We start from the raw sequence: 7,027 nt of genomic DNA, 5'->3' as shown, positions 1-7,027 counted from the left end.
CTGCCCGGGCAGGCCTTCACGGCCGCTCCGGCCCTGCGCTGGCGGCGCTGGCCGATATCGGCGAAACTACAGGGCTGCGGCGGGCATGCGCGTCAACGACCCCGCGTTCAAAACCCGTTCCATCCATCACATCGTGCCGGGGGCGTTGCCGCCGGTGGCAGGAGTCAACATGCAAGCTTCGATCGAATCCACTGGCAATCTGGAACGCCGCCTGACCTTCTCGCTGCCGGAAGACCGCCTGCAGACCCACATCAGTGGCCGTCTGGGCGAAATCGCCCGCACCGCGCGCATCAAGGGCTTCCGTCCGGGCAAGATCCCGGCCAAGGTGATCGAACAGCGTTTCGGCCAGCAGGTCCGCAGCGAAGCCGTCGACGGCCTGCTGCGCGAGACCTTCGATGCCGCCCTGCGCGAGCATGAGCTGCGCATTGCCGGCACCCCGCGCATCGACAAGGGCGAGGAAGGCGAGTTCTCCTTCGTGGCCACCGTCGAGCTGATTCCGGACTTTGGCGATGTCGACGTCAGCAAGCTGACCGTGGTCCGCCACACCGCCGACATCAACGATGCCGACATCGACCAGATGATCACCAACCTGCGCGAACAGCGTCGCAGCTGGAGCCCGGTCACCCGTGGGGCGCAGGACGGCGACCTGGTTGCGCTGGAAACCTTCTCCCAGGCCGGCGATGAGCGCCTGCCGGCCGAAGGCAGCGAAAAGGGCAGCGTGATCGTGGGTCAGGGCATGATGTTCGAGCAGATCGAACAGGGCCTGATCGGCCTGGCCAAGGGCGAAGAAAAGACCCTGGACGTCGAATTCCCGGCCGATTGGCGCGTTCCGGCGCTGGCCGGCAAGCAGGTCAAGGTCACCGTCAAGGCGGTGGACGTGTCCGCGCCGGTGCTGCCGGACGTGGATGCCGAGTTCATCAAGAGCTTCGGCGTGAAGGGTGGCGACGAGGAGCAGTTCCGCAAGGACATCCGCGCCAACCTGGAGCGCGAACTGAAGGGCGCGCTGATGAACCGCCTGCGCCGTGAAGTGGGCGAGCAGCTGATCGCCGCCTACGCCTCGGTCGAAATGCCGCCGCGCCTGGTCGAGAACGAAGCCCGTGCGATGCTGGCCCAGCAGGTCGAGCAGATCCGTCGCAGCGGCCGCAACCCGGGCGACGTCCCGGCCGACGCCCATGAAGGCTTCAAGGACGCCGCTGCCAAGCGCGTGCTGGTCGGCCTGCTGGTCGGCGAAGTGGCCCGCAAGAACGACCTGCGCCTGGACCCCAAGCGCCTGAATGAAACCATGCGCCTGATTGCCTCCACCTATGAAGAGCCGGAGCAGGTCATTGAGATGTACCGTAATGACCCCCAGCTGATGAGTGGGCTGCAGAATCGTGTGATGGAAGAGCAGGTGATCGACTGGATCGCCGAGCGCGCCCAGCACACCGAAGAACAGCTGTCGTTCCAGGACGCGATCCGCCAGTAAGCGGCCTGCGTTTTACGCCCCGCGCCCCGGCGCGGGGTCGTTCCCCCCAAAATAGGTGCCTCACTAATGGACAACCGAACCACAGCCCTGAACATGGTTCCGATGGTGGTCGAACAGACCAGCCGCGGCGAGCGCGCCTATGACATCTATTCGCGCCTGTTGAAGGAGCGTCTGATCTTCCTGGTGGGCCCGATCGACGATCACATGGCCAACGTGGTGGTGGCGCAGCTGCTGTTCCTGGAAGCGGACAACCCGGAAAAGGACATCAGCATCTACATCAACTCGCCCGGTGGCGTGGTCACCGCCGGCATGGCGATCTACGACACCATGCAGTACATCAAGCCGGACGTGAGCACCATCTGCGTCGGCCAGGCCGCCTCGATGGGCGCGCTGCTGCTGGCATCCGGCGCGGCGGGCAAGCGGTATGCGCTGCCCAACTCGCGGGTGATGATCCACCAGCCGCTGGGCGGCTTCCAGGGCCAGGCCTCGGACATCGACATCCATGCCCGTGAAATCCTGACCCTGCGTTCGCGCCTGAACGAGGTGCTGGCCAAGCACACCGGCCAGTCGCTGGAGACCATCGCGCGCGATACCGAGCGCGACAACTTCAAGAGCGCGGCCGATGCGGTGGCCTACGGTCTGGTCGACCAGGTGCTCGAGCGCCGTCCGGAAGAGTCGATCACCCCGGCGTGATGATGCAGCCAGGCCGGCAAACCGGCTTGTTTCCGCAGGGTCGGGTAGGACTGGTGTCCTCCTGACCCTGTGCTATTCTCGAATCGAACCCCCGTTCAGCGGGTGGGGTAACTGGGTAAGCGAAGCATGAGCGAAGACCGCCAAGGTCGTTCCACGGACACCGGCAAGATCCTCTACTGTTCTTTCTGCGGGAAGAGCCAGCATGAGGTGCGCAAGCTGATTGCGGGCCCGAGCGTGTTCATCTGCGATGAGTGCGTGGAGCTGTGCAACGACATCATCCGTGAAGAACTCGAGGAAAAGGCGCAGTCGGCGCGCAGTTCGCTGCCCAAGCCGCGCGAGATCCTCGAGGTCCTCGATCAGTACGTGATTGGCCAGAACCGGGCCAAGCGCACGCTGGCCGTGGCTGTGTACAACCACTACAAGCGCATCGAGAGCCGCCAGAAGAACGACGAGGTCGAACTGGCGAAGTCGAACATCCTGCTGGTCGGTCCGACCGGTTCGGGCAAGACGCTGCTGGCCGAAACCCTGGCCCGCCTGCTCAACGTGCCGTTCACCATGGCCGACGCCACCACGCTGACCGAAGCCGGTTACGTGGGCGAGGACGTGGAAAACATCATCCAGAAGCTGCTGCAGAAGTGCGACTACGACGTCGAGAAGGCACAGCAGGGCATCGTCTACATCGATGAAATCGACAAGATCTCGCGCAAGAGCGAGAACCCGTCGATCACCCGCGACGTGTCCGGCGAAGGCGTGCAGCAGGCGCTTCTGAAGCTGATCGAAGGTACCGTGGCCAGCGTGCCGCCGCAGGGCGGGCGCAAGCATCCGCAGCAGGAATTCCTGCAGGTGGACACCAAGAACATCCTGTTCATCTGCGGCGGTGCGTTCGCCGGGCTGGACAAGGTGATCCAGGCGCGCTCCAACGACGCTGGCGGCATCGGCTTCGGCGCCAAGGTGAAGAGCTCCGAGCGCAAGCAGGAAGTGGGCAAGATCCTGGCCGAAGTCGAGCCGGAAGATCTGATCAAGTTCGGCCTGATCCCGGAATTCGTCGGCCGCCTGCCGGTCGTGGCAACCCTGGAAGAGTTGGACGAAGCGGCCCTGGTCAGGATCCTGACCGAGCCGAAGAACGCAATCACCAAGCAGTTCAAGAAGCTGTTCGAGATGGAGCACGTCGAGCTGGAGTTCCGTCCGGACGCCCTGGCCGCGATCGCCCGCAAGGCGCTCAAGCGCAAGACCGGTGCCCGTGGCCTGCGTACCATCGTCGAATCGGTCCTGCTGGACACCATGTACGACCTGCCATCGGCAGAGAACGTCAGCAAGGTGGTGGTGGACGAATCGGTGATCGAACACAAGTCCGAACCGTACCTGATTTACCAGACGCCACCGGCGCCTGAACAGAAGGCGGCTGGTGCTGAATAATCGGTTCAAGTAATTGAATTGATAGAAATTTTTCAGAACTGCTTGCAKCTAGAAGCCGATGGCCCCATAACGAGGCCATCGGCTTTTTTTGTATCCGGGCGAGGCGCCCGGAGGCCATCCCCACTGTTCCACTGGAGCCCACATGGCCCGTTCCCCTACTGAGACTCTCGACCTGCCGGTACTGCCGCTGCGTGACGTGGTGGTGTTCCCGCACATGGTCATCCCGCTGTTCGTCGGCCGCGACAAGTCCATGCACGCGCTGGAGCAGGCGATGGCGGCGGACAAGCGCATCCTGCTGCTGGCCCAGAAGTCGGCCGAGACCGATGACCCCACCGCCGCCGACCTCTACCAGGTCGGCACGCTGGCGCAGGTGCTGCAGCTGCTGAAGCTGCCTGATGGCACCATCAAGGTGCTGGTCGAGGGACTGTCGCGGGTCAACGTCACCGAAGTCACCGAGCGCGAGAGCGCGCTGCACGGCATCGCCACGGAAATCGAATCGGACGAATCGCGCGAGCCGCGCGAGATCGAGGCGATCGCCCGTTCGCTGATGTCGCTGTTCGAGCAGTACGTCAAGACCAACCGCAAGCTGCCGCCGGAGCTGCTGCAGACGCTGGCCGGCATCGACGAGCCCGCGCGCCTGGCCGACACCATCGCCGCGCACATCAGCGTGCGCCTGGCCGACAAGCAGCGCCTGCTGGAAACGCTGCAGATCGGCGACCGCCTGGAAATGCTGGTCGGCCTGGTCGACGGCGAGATCGACGTGCAGCAGATGGAAAAACGCATCCGCGGCCGCGTGAAGTCGCAGATGGAAAAGAGCCAGCGCGAGTACTACCTCAACGAGCAGATGAAGGCCATCCAGAAGGAACTGGGCGACCTGGACGATGCACCGGGCGAGCTGGACGAACTGGCGCGCAAGATCGCCGAGGCGGGCATGCCCAAGCCGGTGGAGACCAAGGCCAAGGCCGAGCTCAACAAGCTCAAGCAGATGTCGCCGATGTCGGCCGAAGCTGCCGTCGTGCGCAACTACCTGGACTGGCTGCTGGGCGTGCCGTGGAAGAAGCGCACCAAGGTGCGCAAGGACCTCAAGGTCGCCCAGGACACGCTGGACGCCGATCATTTCGGTCTGGACAAGGTCAAGGACCGCATCCTGGAATACCTGGCGGTGCAGTCGCGCGTGAAGCAGATGAAGGGCCCGATCCTGTGCCTGGTCGGTCCGCCCGGCGTGGGCAAGACCTCGCTCGGCCAGTCGATCGCCAAGGCCACCAACCGCAAGTTCGTGCGCATGAGCCTGGGCGGCGTGCGCGACGAGGCCGAGATCCGTGGCCATCGTCGTACCTATGTCGGCTCGATGCCGGGCCGCATCGTGCAGAACCTCAACAAGGTCGGCAGCAAGAACGCCCTGTTCGTGCTGGATGAGATCGACAAGATGTCGATGGATTTCCGCGGCGATCCCTCCTCGGCGCTGCTGGAAGTGCTCGACCCCGAGCAGAACAACGCGTTCAACGACCACTACCTCGAAGTGGATCTGGACCTGTCCGAAGTGATGTTCGTGGCGACCTCCAACTCGCTCAACATTCCCGGACCGCTGCTGGACCGCATGGAAGTCATCCGCATCCCCGGCTACACCGAGGATGAAAAGCTCAACATCGCCATGCGTTACCTGGTGCCCAAGCAGCTCAAGGCCAATGGCCTCAAGCCGGAGGAGCTGGAGATCGAGGCCGACGCCATCCAGGACATCGTGCGCTACTACACGCGCGAATCCGGCGTGCGCAACCTCGAGCGCGAAGTGGCCAAGATCTGCCGCAAGGTGGTCAAGGACATCGCGCTGGCGGGGCCGGTCGCTGCGGTCAAGCCGGCCAAGGTCGGCAAGAAGGCCGGCGCGAAGAAGAAAGCACTCGTGGTGGTCAACGGCAAGAACCTGGACAAGTACCTGGGCGTGCGCCGCGTCGACTTCGGCCGTGCCGAAGAGCAGAACGAGATCGGCCTGGTCACCGGCCTGGCCTGGACCGAAGTCGGTGGCGACCTGCTGCAGATCGAATCGACCCTGGTGCCGGGCAAGGGCCAGCTGATCCTGACCGGCCAGCTGGGCAACGTGATGAAGGAATCGGCGTCGGCGGCACTGTCGGTGGTGCGTTCGCGTGCCGAGCGGCTGGGCATCGACAACGAGTTCCTGCAGAAGCACGACGTGCATGTGCACGTGCCCGATGGCGCCACGCCCAAGGACGGTCCCAGCGCAGGTATCGCGATGGTGACCTCGCTGGTGTCCACGCTGACCAAGGTGCCGATCCGCGCCGAAGTGGCGATGACCGGCGAGATCACCCTGCGTGGCCGCGTCACCGCCATCGGCGGACTCAAGGAGAAGCTGCTGGCCGCGCTGCGGGGTGGCATCACCACGGTGATCATCCCGGAGGAGAACCGCAAGGATCTGGCCGATATCCCGGCCAACGTGACCCGCGATCTGAAGATCATTCCGGTGAAGTGGATCGAAGAGGTGCTGGAGTTGGCGCTGGAGGCACCGCTGACGCCCAAGAAGGCCAAGAAGGATGGGGCGCGCGTCACAGTGCGCAGCAAGGGCAAGACAGCTTCCACGACGCGCGTCAAGCACTGACGCGCCATCTGGAAATCGCCGAAACCCGCGTCGTTATTGGCTTTTCAGCTTGCGCGGGTAGGGGTGCGCTGGTATAAAAGCACCACTCGCGAGTCAGCACTCACTGACGTCGGCGAATCGAGAACTTCACTGGCGTCCGGCCGCATTGTGGGTCGGATGCTTCACTGTCGAATATGCGGAATCCCCGCCAAAGGAGCTGTACAGAATGAACAAGACCGAATTGATCGATGCCGTTGCCGAAGCCGCCGACCTGACCAAGGCCGAATCCAACCGCGCCGTCGACGCCGTCATCGCGTCCATCACCAAGGCCCTGAAGGGCGGCGATGCAGTGACGCTGGTGGGCTTCGGTACGTTCCAGGTTCGCGCACGTGCTGCCCGCACCGGCCGCAACCCGAAGACCGGCGACACCATCAAGATCGCTGCATCGAACAATCCGTCGTTCAAGGCTGGCAAAGCCCTGAAGGATGCCGTAAACTAAGCGGCTTGCTGGGGTGCTTAGCTCAGCGGTAGAGCGTCTCCTTTACACGGAGAGGGTCGGGGGTTCGAAACCCTCAGCACCCACCACAGCACCGCCAGTAAAAGTTTGAAATGTGGAGCGGTAGTTCAGCTGGTTAGAATGCTGGCCTGTCACGCCGGAGGTCGCGGGTTCGAGTCCCGTCCGCTCCGCCAGTTTCGACGAGGCCCCTGAGCAATCGGGGGCCTTAGTTTTCTCGGCGATCGACGTCGTTGAGAAGAGCAGTAAAAGTTTTAGTGCGGAGCGGTAGTTCAKCTGGTTAGAATGCTGGCCTGTCACGCCGGAGGTCGCGGGTTCGAGTCCCGTCCGCTCCGCCAGTTTCGACGAGGCC

At 63.7% G+C, this 7,027-nt stretch carries 5 protein-coding genes and 3 tRNA genes; all 8 read left to right on the top strand.

Annotated elements, in window-relative coordinates; genetic code table 11:
• Positions 1-169 precede the first annotated feature (169 nt).
• The 8 genes from tig (at position 170) to AC1DQP_RS14085 (ending at position 7,013) form a co-directional block, all read left to right on the top strand.
• Positions 170-1,465 (top strand): trigger factor, encoded by a 1,296-nt coding sequence (gene tig, locus AC1DQP_RS14120; RefSeq protein ID WP_256776279.1) that lies wholly within the window; start codon positions 170-172, stop codon positions 1,463-1,465.
• A 66-nt stretch (positions 1,466-1,531) separates the two neighbouring features.
• On the top strand, positions 1,532-2,158 hold the full coding sequence (gene clpP, locus AC1DQP_RS14115; RefSeq protein WP_256776280.1) for an ATP-dependent Clp endopeptidase proteolytic subunit ClpP: 627 nt from the start codon (positions 1,532-1,534) through the stop codon (positions 2,156-2,158).
• 126 nt (positions 2,159-2,284) lie between these two features.
• Positions 2,285-3,574 carry an ATP-dependent Clp protease ATP-binding subunit ClpX gene (clpX, locus tag AC1DQP_RS14110; RefSeq protein WP_256776281.1) on the top strand — a complete coding sequence of 430 codons (1,290 nt, stop codon included), beginning with the start codon at positions 2,285-2,287 and terminating at the stop codon, positions 3,572-3,574.
• 142 nt (positions 3,575-3,716) lie between these two features.
• On the top strand, positions 3,717-6,182 hold the full coding sequence (gene lon, locus AC1DQP_RS14105; protein WP_256776282.1) for an endopeptidase La: 2,466 nt from the start codon (positions 3,717-3,719) through the stop codon (positions 6,180-6,182).
• Between the two features lie 205 nt (positions 6,183-6,387).
• The gene (locus tag AC1DQP_RS14100; RefSeq protein ID WP_038690141.1) at positions 6,388-6,660 is read left to right on the top strand and encodes an HU family DNA-binding protein; all 273 of its coding nucleotides are present in this window, start codon (positions 6,388-6,390) and stop codon (positions 6,658-6,660) included.
• Between the two features lie 11 nt (positions 6,661-6,671).
• Positions 6,672-6,746, top strand: a tRNA-Val gene (locus tag AC1DQP_RS14095).
• 28 nt (positions 6,747-6,774) lie between these two features.
• Positions 6,775-6,851: transfer RNA gene (locus AC1DQP_RS14090), tRNA-Asp, on the top strand.
• An 85-nt stretch (positions 6,852-6,936) separates the two neighbouring features.
• Positions 6,937-7,013 (top strand) — tRNA-Asp (locus tag AC1DQP_RS14085).
• The last annotated feature ends 14 nt before the right edge of the window (positions 7,014-7,027 follow it).

It is taken from the genome of Stenotrophomonas sp. P5_A8, from assembly GCF_056400545.1.
Note: the sequence above shows the minus strand (reverse complement) of the source record. Positions and strands in the feature narration are given on the sequence as shown.